Here is a 19,122-nt window from a genome sequence, read left to right as displayed (position 1 = left end):
ACTAATAAATCTTCTACTTGGCAGCGGTAAAGCGTTTAGCCGATATCACCAAACTTTAGCTGCAAAGCACTAATGGTAGTAAGCGCAGCGGTTTCTGTGCGCAATACTCGTGGGCCAAGCAAAACATCGGTAAATTGGTGCTCTTCGGTCATGGCTATTTCAGGAGCGGATAAACCACCTTCTGGGCCAATAACCAGCCTGACTCGATTGTTCGGTAGTGTCAGCCCATTAACGCCGTGAGATGCGCGCGGATGCAGGTTAAGTTTTACGGCGTCAGAATCTTCTGCGCACCAATCACTAAGTTGCATAGCAGGGCGAATAATTGGTACCACACTGCGGCCAGACTGCTCACAGGCGCTAATGACAATCTTTTGCCACTGCTGAATTTTTTTCTCTAAACGCTCGCCAGTTAATTTGACGCCACAGCGCTCTGAAAACAATGGCGTAATAGTGTTTACGCCAAGCTCAACTGACTTTTGAATGGTGAAATCCATTCTGTCGCCGCGTGAAATCACCTGACCTAAATGTAGGTTTAGTGGCGATTCACTATTATTGACCTCACAAGAGAGGACCTTAACTTCGACGTTTTTCTTGTTGGCACTAATAATTTCAGCAAGATAATCATTGCCGTCACCATTGAACAAGCTAACCTGCTCACCTGAAGACATTCTTAATACGCGGCCAACATGACCTGCCGCTTCATCATCTAATGCGACCGATTGGCCGACAACTAATGTTGATTGTTGATAGATTCTTGGCACTCTCATGATGTTGCTCGCCTTATTCTGCGTATGTTTTTGAGTCGGTTAAGCCTCGGCACTGAGCTTGTACAAACTCATTGTGATTGCCTTGTACTTTGGCTATTTCGCTATCGCGTCGACATTCAATAGTATCAACTGGGTGGGTTTTATCCCATGCTTTAAATAACTTTAATTGGCTACCCGATATTTTCAAACCATATGTTTTTTGCATGTAAAAATAGGTGCGCGCAATTTGGCCGCGGCTATGTGCTGGTGGTTGAACCTTGCGGCCTTTAAAATCAACGCTGACTTGGCATTGACCATATTGAGTCGGTTTGGCATTCCATTGACTAAAACGGTAGTTACTGCGATCGCCGTTAACTTCGCCAATTGCAGGTACTAGGTTGTGTAAGTCAGATTCCATCTTCTTAAAAGTGCGGTCTTTACGGCCACAATTTTTGCGTCCGCCTTCTTGCCAGCATAGTAGCTGGTGGCCAAATTCCCATGCAGGAACCACATGTTCCCATTCGATGCGTGATGCACGCACTTTTTGCTTACGTATTTCATAGCCGCAAGTATCAAGTTCTGGGACCCACTTCTTACCTTTAACCGTGATATCACAGCCACAATAAAAACTAGTTTTAGGCAGATGGTTGAGATAGATCTTCCGAATATTTTTTTTCGCTTGGTTGAAGCTTTTAGCGTGACCAGTGGAAGCATAAGTTGTTTGAGGTGACAGCCACAGCAGGCCGAGTGCTACTATGAGCACTTTGATAAATGACATCTAAAAAAATCCCTAAAAAATATCGCAATGACGAAACGTTTGTTCGTTTGGGCGGGATTGTAAGTGAGCCGCAGTTTTGTCGCAATGCAAGATTTGATGCGATCAAATATTCAAACGCTATCGGCCTAGTGACTTAGCTATTGATTACATAGCTAGCCGATAATTGGCTCAGAGGTGAGTTGCTGGCCGCACCTGCGGCAGCGGTACTGGGTTTCACCTCGTACCACCTTGTTATGGCGACGAATGCTGAGATTAACCGGGCCACACTGGCAGAAATACTCGAAGGTTTTGCCCTCGACAGATCGAGTATCGAAGCTGTGGGTAGTACGCGGTACACGCCCATAAAGGTGTTGCATTAAGTACTGCCACTCTCTGCCATGGGGCTTGACGCGGCCATAGATTTGGAAGGCTATCAAATGGCAGATCTCATGAGGGATGACATCGTCTAAGAAGGCTTGCTGATTATCGTTAAGTAGCTTGGGGTTAAAGCGCAGCTTATTGAGCTGTAGGTGGGCAGTACCAGCACTCTTGCCACGCAGCATAAAACCGACCTCGGGTCTTGGAAAGTGTTTACCCAGTTTAGATTCCGCGACTTGATAGCAATCTTCAACCTGCTGTGCCACCTGCTGATGCAGCGGATCCGCAAACTTCATTACAGGCTGGATCTGCAAAGGGGCTTTTGACGACTCTTTGCTCTGTAAGGATTTGAAAGGATTAAGCGATTTGAACATTAACTCTCACTACTGCAATAACAATGGGATATAAATGATTAGATGTAAAAGCAGGGGCTAAAACATAGCGTATAACGGCTTTAACCTAGCTATTTTAACCGAGGCGGCTAATGCAGACCAGCACTACATCTATCTGTCACTCGCCGCTATAGAAAGCTTCTTGGGTTCAATGTAACGGCAGTTAACAGTGCTAAATAGATGTGATACAGCTACTCGCTTGAGCTAAGCAAACAAGCGAGCAGGTTAGTAGGAGAGTAGAGCTATTACTCATAATTAAGATTAAAGTGTGCCTGCAGCAGCGACCACCATAGCTTGTACTTGCTTGACGATATCACTCTCGACTTTGACATCGTAGGCGGCGATACGTGGCGTATGAATATGGCCCACTGGAATACTGCTATTAAATTGTTTTTGCAGCAAAATGGCGCGATAGGAGATCTCATTCGACAAGTAGCCACCGCCAGAGCCTTCAATCGATGTCTCGCCTTGTAATTGAGCTAAGGAGCTCGCTTCAAATTCACCGCGAGTCAGAGTTGATACCGTATGGTTGTCATTAATTTTCCATGGGCCTTCTACCGTTTGCATAGCTGTAATTGGTAGAGAGAATTCAACAAACTCAGGGCCATTTAAACTGCCGCCATTAAATTTAGGCGCTATCGGAGCCTGTTTGTTTGCGCCAGTTAACACGTTTAGGTTGTCTGGTGCGCTAGCGCTGCGATTACGCCCAGGGAAGCGTTCGATATCAAAATCATCACGGCCCATGCTGACGGTAAAGATCATATCTACGCTACTATCACGATAGATAGGAGTGAGCAAGGATTCAATCATTCCTTCATCGAAGTCAGCAAAGCGCACTGGGATCATCACGGTTTCAATTTGTGCTTGTTTGCCATCAACTTTAAAACGGTAACCGTCTAGTGCCAGCGCAGCAAGTCCAGAGGGATTGCTCTGGTCGATATTACGATCAAGAAAGAATGGGTCGAAGCCGGTCAGTAGAATTTTTATCTGGGCATCATCTTTGAAATTGAGATCGCTAAAGCCACGAGATGATTTTTCGACGGCTTTAATCAAAATATCTTGCTGCCAGGAGGCAAGCTTGAAATCGGTTTTTTGGCTCTTTAGTCGTTCGCGCATCGCTAAGCGATTCCAATATAGAGAGCGATCATCCAAATGACCAGACTGCACATCTCTTACCGCTTGTTGCCATAACCTAAGCCCTTGATGAGCTACCATTTGGGTGACTTTCAATTCATCTGAGTGTTGGCTGTATTTGTCACCTAAATTACTCACAAAAGCCTGATAGCGTGAGACGACTTCAGGCATGGCTTGGGTCGCTGTTGATAGGCGGCTTTCCTCAACATCAAGTTTCGCAAAAGCGGGCTGGATTAACGTTAATGAAGTAATAGCGCAAGCAAGTATTGCAGTGCTGAGAGTCGTCATTGCCAAGTCCTTTATTATTATGACCGCATCCCTTTTTTTTCAATTTTTTGCTTTACTGGGTAAGTAGCGGTTTTACATTGTTTTTCGAGTTTTATGCCGCTCAGTATGCACCACAATAAATCTCATTGAAAGTGGTGTGCTTAGATAGCACTTTTACTAGTTAATTCTGGTTGTTAAGGCCTTACAAACCCTTTATCTATCTGGCTTTGCTGAGATAGGACTAGTTGCGGAATTCTTTGAGCCGCCGCTCTTATCTTGGATTTCATAACTATAATCTATTAACTATCTTGCTATGGCTTGTTAAGAGCTTGGGAGGTTGGCTAACACCAAAGTAGGTTATCAATTGATGAGGGTTAAACATTTGATAATTTCTTTTTGTGTGCAAGGAGAGGTAAGTCTAGGGAGTAGATGATGAAATATGTCAGTGTAATTGGGCATCAGTACGATGAGTATTTGTGTGAGCAGCTAAGGAGGAAGGAGATATATGTAGACTTTTACAACGCGAGCAACCCAAAAGATTTTAACTCCGACTGCCATCTATTATTGCTGGATCTTAGAGGAGAGGAAAATACCTGCTGGGCTAAGAAAATGATCAAACAGTGCCATAAGGCGACCTTGGTTATTATGCTTATCGATCGCTTACAACTGAGATCTGCATATTCACAGAAGTTAATAGGTCAGTTTGCTTGGGATTACCACACAGCTCCATTTGATCTAGATAGGCTACTTAGGTTAATTGGTCATGCTTTAGGTTTGATTAGGATCCGTCTGAACTGTGAGCAAGAGAAGCGGCAGAATCATTGTGATGAAGTTAAGGCAGTGATGAATTCAAAGGCGATGCAAGCCCTAAGTAAGCAAGTTATTAGAGCGGCTCCTACTAATATTCCGATACTTATTCGTGGTGAAAGTGGGACAGGGAAGGAATTGATAGCCAAAAAAATCCATCAAGGTTCAAGCCGTTCTTCAGGTGCCTTTATTGCGGTCAACTGTGGTTCATTAAGTTCTGGTGTGGTGCAGTCAGAGCTATTTGGCCATGAAAAAGGTTCCTTTACAGGCGCAGTGAGCTCTCATAAGGGTAAGATCTCTCAAGCCGATGGCGGCACATTATTTTTAGATGAGATCGGTGACCTGCCGATTGAGCAACAAGTGAATTTACTGCGCTTTTTACAAGAAGGTACGTTTGATACGGTAGGCGGCAGTAAGCCTCAAGTTGCTGACGTGCGTATTCTTGCTGCAACTCATATCGATCTCGATACGGCCATTGAACGTGGAGAGTTTCGTTTAGACCTGTTTTACCGTCTTAACGGGATCACATTGGAGTTGCCCCCTTTGCGGGAGCGCAAAGAGGATATCATTCCTTTGGCTGAACACTTTTGTGAACAGTATGCGGATGAATTTAATACCGGGCTGTGCAGCTTTAGCGAGCATGCTAAGGCGGCAATGTTAGAGCATGAATGGATTGGTAATGTGCGAGAGCTGATTAACCGAATTCGCCGAGCAGTTATTCTATGTGAAAACGGAATTATTCAAGTTGCAGATTTAGAGCTCAATGCAAGGAGGGAGGATTCAAAGCTTGCCCAAGGCTTGAAGACGATAAAAAATGAAGTCGAGAAACATGCTGTCATGACCGCTATTCAGCGTTATAACGGCCAAATGGAAAGTGTTGCTCGTGATCTTAAAATTTCTAGAGCTACGTTATATCGCTTGATCGATAAGCATGAAATCTGCTCGCTAGAGTCGTGATCTCAATATTGAGATCACTGACCTCATTTATGAACCCATCAATATCAATAACTTAGCCTGCAGCAGTCTTACTTCTGAGACAAAGCCTTAACCTCCATCATTTAACTTACTGAAACTATTGTTATTAATCTACTGGCTCGATGCTTGCTAATTAACTTGTACGGTTTTAGTTAATTATCGGGTGTTGAATGAAGTTAAGTGGTGTTCAAGCTGGGCTACTTTTTTGTCTCGTCGGCTTTTCAGCAGTTGCTTGGGCTGATAGCGGGGATAACACGCTCATTCAGCATGTCGATAATCGTACTACAGTCGGCACCAAATCTTTTAGCAACAACAGTGGACGTATTGCAATTAACCAGGCTGCTGGCGGCAGCAATCTTCAAACCAATAGCCATGCTATTGGCGAGCGAGTCATTATTTTATCGGATCAAAAAAATCCCTATCTGCCATTAGCCAAAGGCTCTAATGGACAAAATCTTTCATATATCGAAGCACTGGCTTTCGAAAATGCACAAGGTCTTATTAGCGTTAACCAGGTCAGTGGCCAGGGGAATATTCAAGCCAATCTAGGGGCAATTGCTTTGCAGTCCGTGATTGGTTTGGGATTAGATGATAATGCACTTGATAACATTGCTAGCCCTACCGCTTTGCCACTCGAACATCAGGATACAAACCTTACCGTTATTGCTGCGAATAGCTTTGAGAATGCTCAAGGTATTGTGCAAATTAACCAAATTTCTGGCGATGGTAACAGCGCCATAAATCAGTTCTCGCTGCAGTTACCTAGTGGGAATTAAATTACTTAAATGGAGATATGAAAATGGAAATGAAAAAATTAACCCTAGTGCTCTGCATTGGTGCAGCAATTAGTGGCAGTGCTTTCGCGAATGGTAATGATGACTCTAGCTCGAATTCAACATCAAATAGTAGTGTTGAGCTCAATAAAAAGGTCTCAGTTGAGAAAGATGTGACGTTTAAAGGCGGTGCCTTAGTTCTAGGCGTAATTAAAGTCGACGCTCTAGGTATGGCTGTGGTTGACAACGTACAAACAACAGGAGGCAATCTAACGGGTAACTCTTATGTTGATAACTCCGCGTCAGTCTCAGGTTCGGCCTTTAATAATGCTAGCGGTAATATTGGTGTGAACCAGGCGGCAGGTGATTTTAATATTCAAGGAAACTCCGCTGCTTTAGCATCAATTGATGCCAGCTTTGCTTTTGGTTCTGGTGATGCTGAAATATTCAGTACTCAGCGTGGCTCATTTAACGGCACCATGAACTATGCGTCGACAAATAGTACATCGATTGGTGATGGAGCCTTCCAAGGTGCCTCAGGTAACATAGGTGTGAATATCGCTTCTGGTGGTAATAATGTGCAGGCCAATAATATGGCTGCATCAGCTCATAAGGGAAGCCTAGGTGAAGCGAGTGTTTCTAACTCACAGGTGTCTGCCCATAACGGTGTAAAAAATCAGAGTGTTGTACAAAATACAGTTGAATCAGTGGCTGTAAGTTTGGCTATGGATGCTACAGGTACCTATAGCGGTACTTCAGAGCAAAATGCCGCTTATTACCCTGAAATTTGGCAGGATAATGACGGTGCACACAATACCCCAGGTGCTTCTTTATGGGGTCATATCGATATGGATAATGAAAACCCAACAGGGGCTGATGGTCTAAGTTTTGATGAAAGTGGTGATATGACATTGGCGGGCACCGTAAGCGGTCAGCTACCTATTTATATTGAAACAGTGACCCAGAAAACGACCAATACGGCTTCGCTGAGTGGCAGTGCCTTCCAGAATGCGTCGGGTAACATTGGCGTGAATATGGCTTCTGGTCAAGGCAACTTACAATCTAATAATCTATCACTCACTAGTATGACTGGAGGAGCAATCATTTCTGAAAACCCATAAACCTTCACCTTGGTATCCACAGTAGCCTGAGTTGATTTTCAGGCTGCTGCTACAAGGATGTGTTATGAACAAATATCTACTTATTATTTGTATTGCTTGGTTTTCACCGAGTTTATTGGCAGCTGAAATCATGCTTACTGGCATGATCCCGGGAATGGGAAGTTACAGCAAGAATATCCAAAGTATACGAGAGCGAAAATTTGAGTTTGTGGTGCAGCAAAGAACCGACTTTTCCTGTGGCGCTGCGAGTCTGGCAAGCATTCTTAAGTTTGGTTATGGCAAAACAGAAATAACCGAAGAGCATGTTTTATTGGAGATGCTAAAAGTGTCCGATATGGACGTTGTACAACAGCAAGGGTTTTCTTTGTTGGATATGAAGCGATATTTAGCCACCCAAAATATGCGTGGAAGGGGTTACCGAGTTGGCTTGAAAGAGATGCAACAACTTAAAATCCCCGCAATTATACTGTTAAACGATGGCGGATATAGCCACTTTGTCGTGATGCGCAGATTTACCGATAACCAAGTGTACCTTGGTGACCCAGCACTCGGTAACCGAATATTAGAATATGACGAATTTACTGAAAAATGGAATGGAATTGTATTTGTTGTTATCGGCAATGAATACATAAAAGACAATCCACTGCTTCAACCTCGGGCTCGGCTGACTTATAACACGCTTGGCCCTATGCAACCGCTATCAGACGCCGAGCTATTAGAGTTTGGTTTTGATTATGCAGATATGCTCTAGGAGGCAAAATGCGATTTTGCTTAGTAACAGGGATCTTATTGGCTAATTCTGTGTTTGCATCCAGTACCCCTTTAGATGTTTTTGAGGGGAAATCTCCACTCTTGGATGAAGAGTTAGCTGAACTAAGGGGTAAATATACCGAAAATGGCCAAGACTTTTATTTCGGCCTGCAGATGCAAACACATTATATCAATGAACAAGGAGTGCCCCAGCAAGTACAAATGCAGATAGAGATGTCCAATGCGATTAGTGGCCCTGCAATGCGGATCACTGTGGCGGATTCCGTTACCTCTACGGCAGAGAGTCTTGAATTGTCTGCTAGTGGTCAGCAAACCGGTTTACAGCAACGGATCCAAATTTCCGGTGACTTTAATCAGGTTAATAATCAACTGGACTTTGAACCAGGTAGCCTAGACCCGCTTGCTAATGGTGTAGAAATTGTTATTGGACAGAGCTTAGTAAGTAGTAGCGGTAACGTTATGTACTCTACAGCGGATGGTCAGCTTGGTTATCAGGTGGATATGCAATCAGCCTCATTTGGGCAAGGAGTATCTTCTCAAGGCGGCAATGGGCAGTTGCTGCAATCTATTCGAATTGATGGCGCTTTCCATCAAGTTACCAATCACTCTTTAATCCGTTATAACGGCATTGAACTGGGGGTAAAACAAAGACAAATAATGGGAATGCAGGTACGCGATATTATAGGTAGTGGTCTATAGTTTTTGAAAGCTTTATCAAGGATAAAAAAATGGATTTTACATGGACTAAAGTCGCTTTACTGGTTTGTATTTCGTGTATGCCTATTTCATGTTTTGCGGCTGATGGCACACAGAAAAATCAAGTAACAATGACAGAAGCTGAAGAGTTACAGCTATTAAAAAAGCAGCTTATCTTACTCAATCAGCAACTGCAGATGCAGCAAAGGGCCATTAATCAAATGGCGCAAAAGGTGTTATCTAAAGAAGCTCAGCTTCAGCAGGGGGCTTCAGCCTCAACGGCCAATAAGCCGGTACAAAAAGCACCGCAGCGCAGTCAACAGTCCATCGAAAGAGCCCCTCAACAGCCTACTCAGATCGCCAATTCTCACGCACACGCTCAGACCACAGCTCAAGAGAGCGTAAAAAAAGAGCCGGAGCGGTCGCGTAGTACCGAAGATGTATTACAAGAAGCGCATAATGTGTTTGATCGTAAACTCACCATCGAGCCGTCACTGACATACAGTTACTATGGGCGTAAGGACCTGGTATTGCGTGGTTTTTTAGCCTTAGATGCTATTTTTCTAGGCAACCTAAATTTAGACCGTATCCGCTCTAATACAGTGCAGTTAGATCTTACTACGCGTTACACCCTTAATGACAGTTGGCAATTTGAAATGGCGATGCCGTTTGTCTACCGTCTCAATAAGTATGAGTCCGTGGGGGAGGGCAATTCTAGCCAACTGTATGAATCAGCTGATGTAGAAGGCTCACAAATTGGTGACATGAGCGTTGCCGCCTACTATCGAATAATGACAGAAGGTGACGGTTGGCCTGACTGGGTGTGGAACGTAAGAGTGCGAATGCCAACGGGCGAAGACCCTTTTGGTATTAATTTAGAATCATCTGAATCTGGCAATTTAACTTATCCAGATCAAATAGCCACAGGTGCAGGAGTGTGGGGGATTTCGACTGGTTTTAGTTTAGCGAAAACTTATGACCCCGCAATCGTCTTCTTTAACTTGAATTACGGTACATTCTTACCAGAAGAGTATGGCGATCTATCGGGCCTACCAGGCCTTTCTCCTGGAGAGATAGATCTCGGTGATTATATTGATTACAGCTTCGGTTTAGCTTTTGCTGTATCTGAGCGAATGAGTATAGGCATGAGTTTTAATCAACGTTTCTTCACTAAGACTCAACAAAAGCTTCAGGGGGGAGAGTGGCAAGATATTGCTAGAACAGATACCAATACGGCTAACCTAGGTTTAGGTGCGACCTTGGCCTTAACTGAAAACTTCTCTATGGTGACAAGTATTGGAGCAGGTTTAACCGAAGACTCTCCTGACTATCAAATTAGCTTGCGCTTCCCTTATCGCTTTTAAAGCGTGTTTCTATGCATAAAACAAGCACCTTAACTGGCGTTTCTTTACATCATTAGCGACTGTAATGATTCTTGGCTAGTAAAGCGTTTATGGAAGAAGTCTAGAAACACGCTGATATTAGTCGCTAATTGACGACGGCTAGAGTACACACCATAAACCTTAAAAGCCTCCATGGGCCATTCTTGTAAAATGGGCACCAAAGAGCCGCTCGCCAGTTCGTTCTTGCAGACAGAGTTAGACAACATAGCGATGCCAAAATCATCCATCACCAATTGCTTTACCATCACAGCGCTATTGACTCGCACTTTACGCTGAAAGTTAACCATGGTTTTTCTGGCGCCTTTGCCTAGGGGCCAAATGGGCGCAGAGCGTGAGGTGCCTAACAATATGCCGCTATGCTCGGCTAAATCTTGTGGTGTTGCAGGAGTGCCATGGATTTTTAAGTAGCTAGGACTAGCGACCAAGATAGGCTGGCGCTCAAATAGCAGCCTTGCCACTAGATCGGATGACTGCAGAGGGCCGTACTTGATGGCGATATCGTAACCTTCACCTACTAGGCCAACATCACTATCGGTAAATTGCACGTCGAGTTCAACATTTGGATAGAGACGCAAAAAACCACTGCATAAGGTGGCAATCAGTTCTTGGCTAAATGAAACTGGGATTGCGATACGCAACAAGCCAGACACGTCATTATGGGTGTTTTCTACAGTCGCTTTTGCAGCTTCTATTTCATCGCTTATACTGGAGCAATGCTGAAAAAACAGCGCACCGACCTGAGTTAAACTTAGATTGCGGGTATCTCGTTGCAAAAGTCGTACGCCAAGCTGTTCTTCTAGCTGGGCAACCTTACGACTAATGGTTGATTTTGGCATGCCTATTTCACGGGCAGCTTGAGAGAAACCTTTGGCTCTAACTACCGCCGCAAAGAGCATCATACCGTTTAAATCAGGCATGTTATCTCCACTGTCTCAAATATGGAACAAAGCGTCTAGTGCAGTTTAATAGCAATTGACGGGATAACAAAGTTATATTTACGGGCTAAAAATTTCAGAGGCTAAAAGCAGAGGATCTTTCGATGACCAGCAAAAATCAGCCCGCTAACATGACTCAAGTGCAAACTGCCGATCCGCTTTTTCTAAAAGCAGAGCAGTTAGCAAAAGACTTTTCATTGTTTCCTGAGCACAGCAAGCAGACGCTTTCAGAAGAGATTAAAGGTCTTTTAGACGATGACGCGATTCAGGCGAATCTTAAAGACTTGGCTCAGTTAGACGTTGATGGTTATGTCACTAAGGTGATTCAACCGACTCAAGATAAAAATCGTCCCGGCGCTAAGCGCATCATTGCCGATCTTAAAGGCAAACTCATTACTGAAAACCATATCGGCCCTTTTTACAGTGCAGAGATCGAACTGAATTTTGGATCTCGTACTCGCCGTATCGGTTTTGTGGCGCAAGAGCGCACAACAGCAAACGGTGCATGGATGCCAGAGCATCACATTGCATGCTGTAAAGCGATACGTCACTTTGCTGAACTGTCTATGCCGATTGTTTACCTTATCGACACCCCTGGTGCCGACGCGGGTGAAATCGCTAACAGCCAGAACCAAGCACACTCTATTTCTAAAGCGATTGCCGAGAGCGCGAACGTTGACGTACCAACAGTAGGTATCGTTATCGGCGCGGGTTACTCTGGCGGCGCAATCCCGTTAGCAGCAGCAAACATCTTATTATCGCTTCGCGATGGTATTTTCAACACCATTCAGCCTCAAGGTCTACAGAGCATTGCGCGTAAGTACAACCTATCTTGGCAAGAATGTGCGAAATCAGTAGGTGTTTCACCTGAAGAGCTTTATACCTCAGGCTGTATTGATGGCATCATCGACTTCTCTCCATCTGACCGAGATGAGCGTCAGCACAACCTGCGCCGTGCGATTATTAGCAGCATTGAAGCGGTAGAGAAAGCAGCTGTAAACTTTGTCCGTGAGTCAGAAGATTTACGTGAACACTATGACCGCAGCTTAGAGCGTTTCCTTAGCCCATCTAAGAGTCTTGAAGCATTGGAGCTCAACGCTGAGCTAGCGGTTGCTAACAACCCTACTATGCACTTGAACCTATTTGGTAGTACATACCGTTACCTGCGTTACCTAACGCTGCGTAGCCGTATTCATTCTATCTCGCAAGAGCAGTATGGTCGTCTATCTAAGGTAAGTGTACCTGAAGGTGATTTGCTCGCGCGTATTCAACAAGAGCAAGATCGCGTATTCCAATCTTGGCTATCAAGCCCTGATAAACTGGTTTACGACGAAGATCTAAATAAGCTTTGGGGTAACTTCATCGCTAAGCGTGATGATGTGTCTACCGAACGTAACATGCTAACGCGTTTGATTTTGGGTGAGCCAAAAGAGAACTATAAGAAAGCACGTAAAGCGCTTATCTTCAACATCAGCTGGTCGCTATACCACCGCTGGAAAGGTAACGCAGAAAACAACTTTAAAGGTCTTATCAACTACCTTGAGACTCTTCCATCAGAAGTGACTCAAGCAGACTGGCCTGAGCTAAACAAGCTGACCGTACTTGACGTGATCATTCACGACGAGCTACGTGAAGACTTCATTTGGCAGTGTCATAACATTCTTGTTTTCAACGCGCTTTACGACAACGTTGTAGGCAACTTAGCGTCAATTGCTAAAGAAGCCATGATGTCTAAGAGTTTGTCACGTAATTCAGTTGATAACTTGCTACATGATTCAATTGATCGTGCATTGTCGACGCAAAACGTTGCTAACGATAAGAACAAGTTCTACAAGTGGCTAAAGTACTTTATGTCACAGTCAAACCGCGCTGAACTACTGACTCGTACCGAGCAGTGGAAGAGTGTTGGTTTCCCACAGTTGAACGACAGTTTATTCGTTATTCTGACCTACTTCTTCGAGCGTTTACTCCCTGAGTATTTCGACAGCGAAGAAGAGAGCGGTGAATACACTGGCGCGATTAACCCTGTGCGTATCGGTCGTCGTAAAGACTTCTGGAACCGTTTGACCATGGGTTATCAAGATTTGCTGATCCAGAAAGTGCTACGCGATGAAAAGCGCGCTGGAAAAATGGGTTGGGAGTCAATTGTCGGTAAGTTCTTCACTGAATTTGAAGAAATCAATGGCGACAAAATTTCGGCTAACCTACTTAACTTCCCAGGTTTCCGTCTATCTATCGAAGATGCACTAGACAAGGGCATTCGCCCATGTGGTTTAATCACAGGTCTTGCTGATTTCGAACAGAATGGTCAGCCGATGCGTGTGGGTGTTGCGGTATCGAATACTGCATTCCAAGCCGGTGCATTCGATATGGCGGCAGCTGAGAAGTTCAGTGCACTATTGATTGAGTGTGCTAAGCGTAAACTACCTGTGATCTGTTTTATCAGTTCAGGCGGTATGCAGACTAAAGAAGGTGCTGCTGCACTATTCTCAATGGCTGTAGTAAATGACCGTATTACGCGTTTTATCCGCGATAATGAATTGCCAGTATTGATGTTTGGTTATGGTGACTGTACCGGTGGTGCACAGGCGAGTTTTGTAACGCACCCGCTTGTACAGACTTACTACCTATCTGGTACTAACATGCCTTTCGCTGGCCAAATGGTTGTGCCTGCGTACCTACCTTCAACTTCAACTTTGTCGAACTACTTGTCGAAAGTACCAGGTGCAATGAATGCCTTGGTGACGAATCCATTTAGTGAAACGATTGATGATCAACTACAAAGCATTGACCCGTTAATGCCAAAGCCAACGGCTAAGATTGTTGATGTTATTGCAAGTGCGGTATCAACATTAGTACCTGAGCGTTTAATCGCTGAAGAAGAAATTGTTCAGGACGACCCGCGTAAGCTAATGAAGCCAATTGACAAGGTACTGGTTCATGCGCGTGGCTGTACTGCGGTTAAGCTTATCCGTAAGGCACACGACAACAATATCAATGTGGTATTGGTAGCATCAGATCCAGATATGACTTCTGTGCCAGCAGACATGCTAAAAGACAACGATAAGCTGGTTTGTATCGGCGGTAACACGTCTGATGAAAGTTACCTAAACGCATACTCGGTACTTAAAGTTGCCGAATATGAAAACGTTGATGCACTGCACCCAGGTATTGGTTTCCTATCTGAAAGCCCGCAGTTTGCTGCGTTATGTGTAAACAACGGCGTTAACTTTGTTGGCCCAAGCGTACACAGCATGACGACTATGGGTAACAAATCGAACGCGATTAAGACCTCGCAGGCGCAAAACGTGCCAGTTGTACCTGGTAGCCACGGTATTTTGACTAACGCAGAGCAAGCGGTAAACGTTGCTAGCGAAATCGGTTACCCAGTACTGCTTAAAGCGGTACAAGGTGGTGGCGGTAAAGGTATCCAGGTTGTTGAGCGTCCAGGCGACATGATCTCCTTGTTCCAAAAGACCTCTACCGAAGCTGCTGCAGCGTTTGGTAACGGTGACTTGTACTTAGAGAAGTATGTTACTTCACTGCGTCATATCGAAGTTCAGTTACTACGTGACCAGTTCGGTAACACAAAAGTACTTGGCCTACGTGACTGTTCTGTACAGCGTAACAACCAGAAAGTGGTTGAAGAGTCTGGTTCAACTATGTTGCCAGATGAGCTTAAGCAACGCGTGATGGAATACACTCGCTTACTAGGTGATGCGACTGACTACATGGGCGCAGGTACTGTTGAGTTTATCTATAACTTAGACGCGAACGAAGTCTACTTTATGGAGATGAACACCCGTCTACAGGTTGAGCATCCAGTAACAGAAGCCACTTCTGGCATCGATATCGTAAGCGCAGGTTTTGATATCGCTGCAGGCCGCTCAATTGCAGAGCTTGAGCCACAAGATATTGGCTACGCGATGGAAGTACGTGTAACGGCAGAAAAAGCCGCTCTTGATAGCCATGGCGTACTGCAATTGCTGCCGTACCCAGGTCTAATTACTGAGTACCAGATGCCAGAGCGTGATGATATTGAAATCATCTCAATCGCAGGCGAAGGTAAAGAGGTTTCTCCTTACTACGATAGCTTGATTGCACAAATCATCTGTCGTGGTGAGAGCCGTGAAGATGTGATCGTTAAGCTACACGACTACCTAGCGAATCAAGTGGTGATTAAAGGTATCGCAACTAACATTCCATTGTTAACGCGTATTCTTAAAGATGGCACGTTTAACGAAGGTGTTTACGATACTAACTACCTACCACGCTTTATGGCTGAGCTAGATGTGCCAGAGATGATTGCTGAGATGGAAGCGGCGGCTGAAACCGTTGGCGTCGATACAGCATCACTGCGTGTGGGTGAGAGTAATGAGCTTAAAGTGATGGCTCAGGGTGCAGGTATCTTCTACACTTCTCCAGCGCCAGGTGAAGCCGACTTCGTTAAAGAAGGCGACATTGTTACTGTAGATCAGACTTTAGCGCTTACAGAAGCGATGAAGATGTTCTCGCAGGTCACTCTAGCCGGCTTTAACCGTAAGAACGCCGTACTTTACCCTGAAGATCAGCAGTATCGTATTGAGCGTATTCTTAACAGTAACGGCCAGCAAGTATCACAAGGTGAGCTACTGTTTGTAGTATCACCAGTGACTAAGTAAAACCTGTGATTAGCTGAGCAATTCAAGTTGCTCAGCTTTACTGAATAAATGAAAAAGCCCGCTAATTTGATTAGCGGGCTTTTTGTATTTAGTTAATTGTAATTAGTTAGTTGGGTACTTAGGTCGCTTTTTAGCTTGATGCTTCGCTATAACGCGTTGAAATTTACCGCGTATACTAGCAAGCCGACCGCTATGAGTGCTCGATTGAGATACTTGGGAATAGACTTTAAATTTATTCGGGCCGTGACGACGGCTAATATTAAACTGTGGATATAAGCTCTGCAGCTGCAGAGCATCCTTTTCAGGTGATAACTCGGGATTAAGCTTATAAAGCTCACCACCGACAGGACGAGTATGAATCACTGCAGCGGCATCTATCACAGCAATTTTATCGTGCTTAGGGTTGTCAATCAGGTGTGGCCATAGTGCGTCTAAGCCCCATCCAGAAGGACTTTGCCCCATACTTTGTTTTAAATTTTCTAGAGCTAACTTTGAAAATATGGGCACCATGACTTCAACAAAATTACTGTAACGTAATACTGAATCAGGCTGGCATAGTAAGCTTGAGTGTGAAAAGTAAGAATTCATTGTCAGTGCCGGTTGCGCTAAGGCTAAATCAAACCCTTCAAACAAGCTAAACATTTTATTGATGGTGTTAGCGTCAGCGAGAATATCATCATCAGGGATCCATACGGCCTCATATTGAGAGATCAGCGACCAGTTATTACTGATCAATTGATGCACGATAGGCCATTTGCCCCCTTTTACTTTCTCGTAATAGGTTGCTTCGTTGAGAAATTTATCGTCAGTATCACCAAAATAGCTTAAGAATAAGTCGAAGTTAGGCTCCGCATTTTCTAACCACTTAGGGTGCAATGAGTTATCGCCAATACGAGCAATGACTAAGTATCTCTTCATGTTAAGTCACTCTTTAAAATTGTTTATTGCTCAGTAAATACTGGCATTGCTTGGCCATTAGCCAAAGAGGTTAAAAATAGTTTGCTAGCGTTTAATGCTTGATCGATAGTGACATCCATATCTAAGTAGCGATAGGTGCCTAAACGGCCAACAAAGGTGATGTTTTTTTCTTGCTTAGCAAGACTGATATAACGCTCTAGCAAGCTGTTGTCATCACTTAAACGTACTGGGTAATAAGGTGTATCTGCTTCGGTCGCTTCGCGACTATATTCCTTAAAAATGACAGTTTTGCTGTGCTCCTCCCATGGGGCAAAGTGCTTATGCTCGCTAATACGAGTATAAGCTTGGCTAGTATCACAATAGTTGATCACTGCATTACCTTGATAGTCGACACTATGGGTTTCTTTGACAAAATCTAAGGTTCGATAAGGTAAACGTCCTAGCTGATAGTCAAAATAGGCATCTAATGGCCCAGAGAAAAAGACATGGGCATACTGGCTTTTCATCGCAGCATTAAACGCTGAGTTTAAGTGGACTTTAATATTGGGGTGGTCGAGTAATTTTTCGATTAATACTGTGTAGCCATCTGCAGGCATGCCCTGATACGGGTGATTAAAGTAATTATCATCGTAATTAAAGCGCAGTGGTAATCGCTTTAAAATGCTTGCTGGTAAGCTATCGGGTGAGCGTCCCCATTGCTTGATGGTGTAATGCTTAAAAAAAGCCTGATACAACGACTCGCCAATCATTTTCTGCGCTTGTTGTTCAAAATTCTGCGGCTCGGTAATTGTCTCATCTGCTTGGCTGGCGATAAATGTTTTTGCCTCGTCAGGTGACATCTGCTTATTAAAAAACTGGTTAATCGTATGCAGATTGATAGGCAGTGAATAAACCTGTCCTTGAGTGACGGCTTTTACCCGATTAACGAAGGGTTTAAATTCACCGAGTTGGGTGACGTAGTCCCAAATATGTGCTTTATCAGTATGGAAAATATGCGGTCCAAAATGATGTAGCATTATTTGGCTCGACTCATCTCTTGCTGAGTAACAGTTACCCGCAACATGAGCTCTAGGTTCGTAGACGGTAATGGTGTGGCCAGCTTGAGCTAGCTCATTGGCGATAACTGCGCCGGAAAAGCCTGCGCCAGCGATGGCAATATTTAGTGGCATATTTAAATCTGCAATCAACTTAACTTGGCAGTAGTTTACCCGATAAAGACAAGCATTAAGCTATTTTTTGAGCAAATGAGAGTTAATTCAGGCGTTAGCTTATATTTAAATGTTAATTAATAGTTGTTATCTTTGTATTGATTATGCGGGCATGGAAAGCAACTGGTGGAAATCAAACAAAAGTGTTCAGTGTTTCAGGCTGAGATAGATAAACAGCTTGCTGAGATAAAAGCACAGAACCTCATTTTGCAGCGAGACAATCAGCTACTCAGACAACAAAATAGCTTGTTAGAGCAGAAGCTCAATGCTGCGCTTGATGGCACAGGCCTGTGTGTTTGGGAGCAGCACATCCCTAGCGGAAACCTGACTATGTACAACATGGAATGGGGCTCGTTACTTGGTTATACCATTGATGAAATGGCGGCGCATGTCGATAGCTGGAAAGGGAACCTTCATCCGGATGACCGAGAATGGGTGATAGCCAATTTTTATGACCATATTAATGGTAAAACAGACTCCTACGATGTGACTCATCGAATGGTGCATAAAGACGGCTCTGTAAGTTGGGTGTCAGACCGAGGGCGAGTGATAGAGTTCGGCGACAATGGTGAGCCAATACGCATTATGGGTACGCATATCGACATCACTAAAGAGAAGCGCTATGAGCTCGAGTTAGCCAAGCTTGCTCATCGTGATCCGCTAACGGATTTACTTAATCGAAAAGCATTAATTGAGGCATTTGAGGCTCAGCGTCAGCAGATAGCAACCGGCGCGCTTATGTTTATCGATCTCGATGACTTTAAGTCGAACAACGACCGCTATGGCCATAAGTTTGGTGACAGTTTACTGATTAAAATTGCGGAAATATTGCAACTACAGCTCCCTGAGTCTAAGACTATCGCTAGAATGGGGGGGGATGAGTTCGTTATTTTGCTTGAGTCAGATGATCCTACTGAGCTCTCACAAATAGCAGACAGGATATTAAGCGCTTTTGGTTTGAGCATCCTAGTAGAGAATAAAAGTATAAATATCGGCATGAGTATCGGGATCAGTTTATTCACTACGCAATCTTTTGCCGAGATCTGTGAGCAAGCCGATCACGCCATGTATGAAGTAAAACGCCAAGGTAAAAATAGTTATCTATTTCATCAGTAATAACGGTTAAAAGCCCTAGGGCGCAATTAACGCTAGCTATTGCTGCAGTCCTAAATCTTCTTGA

At 44.1% G+C, this 19,122-nt stretch carries 15 protein-coding genes; 8 read left to right on the top strand and 7 right to left on the bottom strand.

Annotated elements, in window-relative coordinates; translation table 11 throughout:
• Positions 1 to 35 precede the first annotated feature (35 nt).
• The 4 genes from rsmE to K5Q73_RS02960 form a co-directional block, all read right to left on the bottom strand.
• Positions 36 to 767: a 16S rRNA (uracil(1498)-N(3))-methyltransferase gene (gene rsmE / locus K5Q73_RS02975; protein ID WP_220759014.1), complete on the bottom strand. Its 732-nt coding sequence runs from the start codon at positions 765 to 767 to the stop codon at positions 36 to 38.
• A gap of 13 nt (positions 768 to 780) precedes the next feature.
• The gene (locus tag K5Q73_RS02970; RefSeq protein ID WP_220759015.1) at positions 781 to 1,524 is read right to left on the bottom strand and encodes an endonuclease; all 744 of its coding nucleotides are present in this window, start codon (positions 1,522 to 1,524) and stop codon (positions 781 to 783) included.
• A 152-nt stretch (positions 1,525 to 1,676) separates the two neighbouring features.
• Positions 1,677 to 2,255 carry a SprT family zinc-dependent metalloprotease gene (locus K5Q73_RS02965; protein ID WP_220759016.1) on the bottom strand — a complete coding sequence of 193 codons (579 nt, stop codon included), beginning with the start codon at positions 2,253 to 2,255 and terminating at the stop codon, positions 1,677 to 1,679.
• Between the two features lie 279 nt (positions 2,256 to 2,534).
• Positions 2,535 to 3,695: a hypothetical protein gene (locus K5Q73_RS02960; protein ID WP_220759017.1), complete on the bottom strand. Its 1,161-nt coding sequence runs from the start codon at positions 3,693 to 3,695 to the stop codon at positions 2,535 to 2,537.
• Between the two features lie 411 nt (positions 3,696 to 4,106).
• Between K5Q73_RS02960 and K5Q73_RS02955 the strand changes: the two genes are divergently transcribed.
• From K5Q73_RS02955 to K5Q73_RS02930, 6 genes are all read left to right on the top strand, one after another.
• A complete protein-coding gene (locus tag K5Q73_RS02955) occupies positions 4,107 to 5,438 on the top strand; it encodes a sigma-54 dependent transcriptional regulator (protein WP_220759018.1) in 1,332 nt (443 codons plus the stop codon).
• Positions 5,439 to 5,626: 188 nt separating this feature from the next.
• Positions 5,627 to 6,232, top strand: a complete 606-nt coding sequence (locus tag K5Q73_RS02950; protein WP_220759019.1) for a hypothetical protein — start codon at positions 5,627 to 5,629, stop codon at positions 6,230 to 6,232.
• Positions 6,233 to 6,255: 23 nt separating this feature from the next.
• On the top strand, positions 6,256 to 7,350 hold the full coding sequence (locus tag K5Q73_RS02945; RefSeq protein WP_259650681.1) for a hypothetical protein: 1,095 nt from the start codon (positions 6,256 to 6,258) through the stop codon (positions 7,348 to 7,350).
• 64 nt (positions 7,351 to 7,414) lie between these two features.
• Positions 7,415 to 8,101: a C39 family peptidase gene (locus K5Q73_RS02940; protein WP_220759020.1), complete on the top strand. Its 687-nt coding sequence runs from the start codon at positions 7,415 to 7,417 to the stop codon at positions 8,099 to 8,101.
• Between the two features lie 8 nt (positions 8,102 to 8,109).
• Positions 8,110 to 8,820 carry a hypothetical protein gene (locus tag K5Q73_RS02935; RefSeq protein ID WP_220759021.1) on the top strand — a complete coding sequence of 237 codons (711 nt, stop codon included), beginning with the start codon at positions 8,110 to 8,112 and terminating at the stop codon, positions 8,818 to 8,820.
• A 29-nt stretch (positions 8,821 to 8,849) separates the two neighbouring features.
• Positions 8,850 to 10,181, top strand: coding sequence for a transporter (locus K5Q73_RS02930; protein WP_220759022.1), 1,332 nt, complete (start codon positions 8,850 to 8,852; stop codon positions 10,179 to 10,181).
• Positions 10,182 to 10,225: 44 nt separating this feature from the next.
• Here the strand turns inward: K5Q73_RS02930 and K5Q73_RS02925 are convergent, their stop codons facing one another.
• Positions 10,226 to 11,137: a LysR family transcriptional regulator gene (locus K5Q73_RS02925; RefSeq protein WP_220759023.1), complete on the bottom strand. Its 912-nt coding sequence runs from the start codon at positions 11,135 to 11,137 to the stop codon at positions 10,226 to 10,228.
• A 122-nt stretch (positions 11,138 to 11,259) separates the two neighbouring features.
• On the opposite strand from K5Q73_RS02925, the gene K5Q73_RS02920 reads away from it, so the two are divergent.
• The gene (locus K5Q73_RS02920; RefSeq protein WP_220759024.1) at positions 11,260 to 15,816 is read left to right on the top strand and encodes a biotin carboxylase N-terminal domain-containing protein; all 4,557 of its coding nucleotides are present in this window, start codon (positions 11,260 to 11,262) and stop codon (positions 15,814 to 15,816) included.
• A gap of 102 nt (positions 15,817 to 15,918) precedes the next feature.
• On the opposite strand, the gene K5Q73_RS02915 is transcribed toward K5Q73_RS02920, so the two are convergent.
• Together K5Q73_RS02915 and glf are read right to left on the bottom strand one after the other, a co-directional pair.
• Positions 15,919 to 16,734 carry a DUF707 domain-containing protein gene (locus K5Q73_RS02915; RefSeq protein WP_220759025.1) on the bottom strand — a complete coding sequence of 272 codons (816 nt, stop codon included), beginning with the start codon at positions 16,732 to 16,734 and terminating at the stop codon, positions 15,919 to 15,921.
• A 23-nt stretch (positions 16,735 to 16,757) separates the two neighbouring features.
• Complete coding sequence (gene glf / locus K5Q73_RS02910) at positions 16,758 to 17,903, bottom strand: UDP-galactopyranose mutase (RefSeq protein ID WP_220759026.1); 1,146 nt, start codon at positions 17,901 to 17,903, stop codon at positions 16,758 to 16,760.
• A 165-nt stretch (positions 17,904 to 18,068) separates the two neighbouring features.
• Between glf and K5Q73_RS02905 the strand changes: the two genes are divergently transcribed.
• Positions 18,069 to 19,058, top strand: a complete 990-nt coding sequence (locus K5Q73_RS02905) for a sensor domain-containing diguanylate cyclase (protein ID WP_259650682.1) — start codon at positions 18,069 to 18,071, stop codon at positions 19,056 to 19,058.
• Positions 19,059 to 19,122: the final 64 nt, after the last annotated feature.

This window comes from Shewanella sp. MBTL60-112-B2 (assembly GCF_019655055.1).
In the GTDB taxonomy this organism is placed as follows: Bacteria; Pseudomonadota; Gammaproteobacteria; order Enterobacterales; family Shewanellaceae; genus Shewanella.
This window is presented reverse-complemented; position numbering and strand designations above follow the sequence as displayed.

Coding starts and splice junctions, on each gene's coding strand:
- rsmE (WP_220759014.1), bottom strand. CDS start 767: ATGAGAGTGCCAAGAATCTATCAACAATCAACATTAGTTGTCGGCCAA.
- K5Q73_RS02970 (WP_220759015.1), bottom strand. CDS start 1,524: ATGTCATTTATCAAAGTGCTCATAGTAGCACTCGGCCTGCTGTGGCTG.
- K5Q73_RS02965 (WP_220759016.1), bottom strand. CDS start 2,255: ATGTTCAAATCGCTTAATCCTTTCAAATCCTTACAGAGCAAAGAGTCG.
- K5Q73_RS02960 (WP_220759017.1), bottom strand. CDS start 3,695: ATGACGACTCTCAGCACTGCAATACTTGCTTGCGCTATTACTTCATTA.
- K5Q73_RS02955 (WP_220759018.1), top strand. CDS start 4,107: ATGAAATATGTCAGTGTAATTGGGCATCAGTACGATGAGTATTTGTGT.
- K5Q73_RS02950 (WP_220759019.1), top strand. CDS start 5,627: ATGAAGTTAAGTGGTGTTCAAGCTGGGCTACTTTTTTGTCTCGTCGGC.
- K5Q73_RS02945 (WP_259650681.1), top strand. CDS start 6,256: ATGGAAATGAAAAAATTAACCCTAGTGCTCTGCATTGGTGCAGCAATT.
- K5Q73_RS02940 (WP_220759020.1), top strand. CDS start 7,415: ATGAACAAATATCTACTTATTATTTGTATTGCTTGGTTTTCACCGAGT.
- K5Q73_RS02935 (WP_220759021.1), top strand. CDS start 8,110: ATGCGATTTTGCTTAGTAACAGGGATCTTATTGGCTAATTCTGTGTTT.
- K5Q73_RS02930 (WP_220759022.1), top strand. CDS start 8,850: ATGGATTTTACATGGACTAAAGTCGCTTTACTGGTTTGTATTTCGTGT.
- K5Q73_RS02925 (WP_220759023.1), bottom strand. CDS start 11,137: ATGCCTGATTTAAACGGTATGATGCTCTTTGCGGCGGTAGTTAGAGCC.
- K5Q73_RS02920 (WP_220759024.1), top strand. CDS start 11,260: ATGACCAGCAAAAATCAGCCCGCTAACATGACTCAAGTGCAAACTGCC.
- K5Q73_RS02915 (WP_220759025.1), bottom strand. CDS start 16,734: ATGAAGAGATACTTAGTCATTGCTCGTATTGGCGATAACTCATTGCAC.
- glf (WP_220759026.1), bottom strand. CDS start 17,903: ATGCCACTAAATATTGCCATCGCTGGCGCAGGCTTTTCCGGCGCAGTT.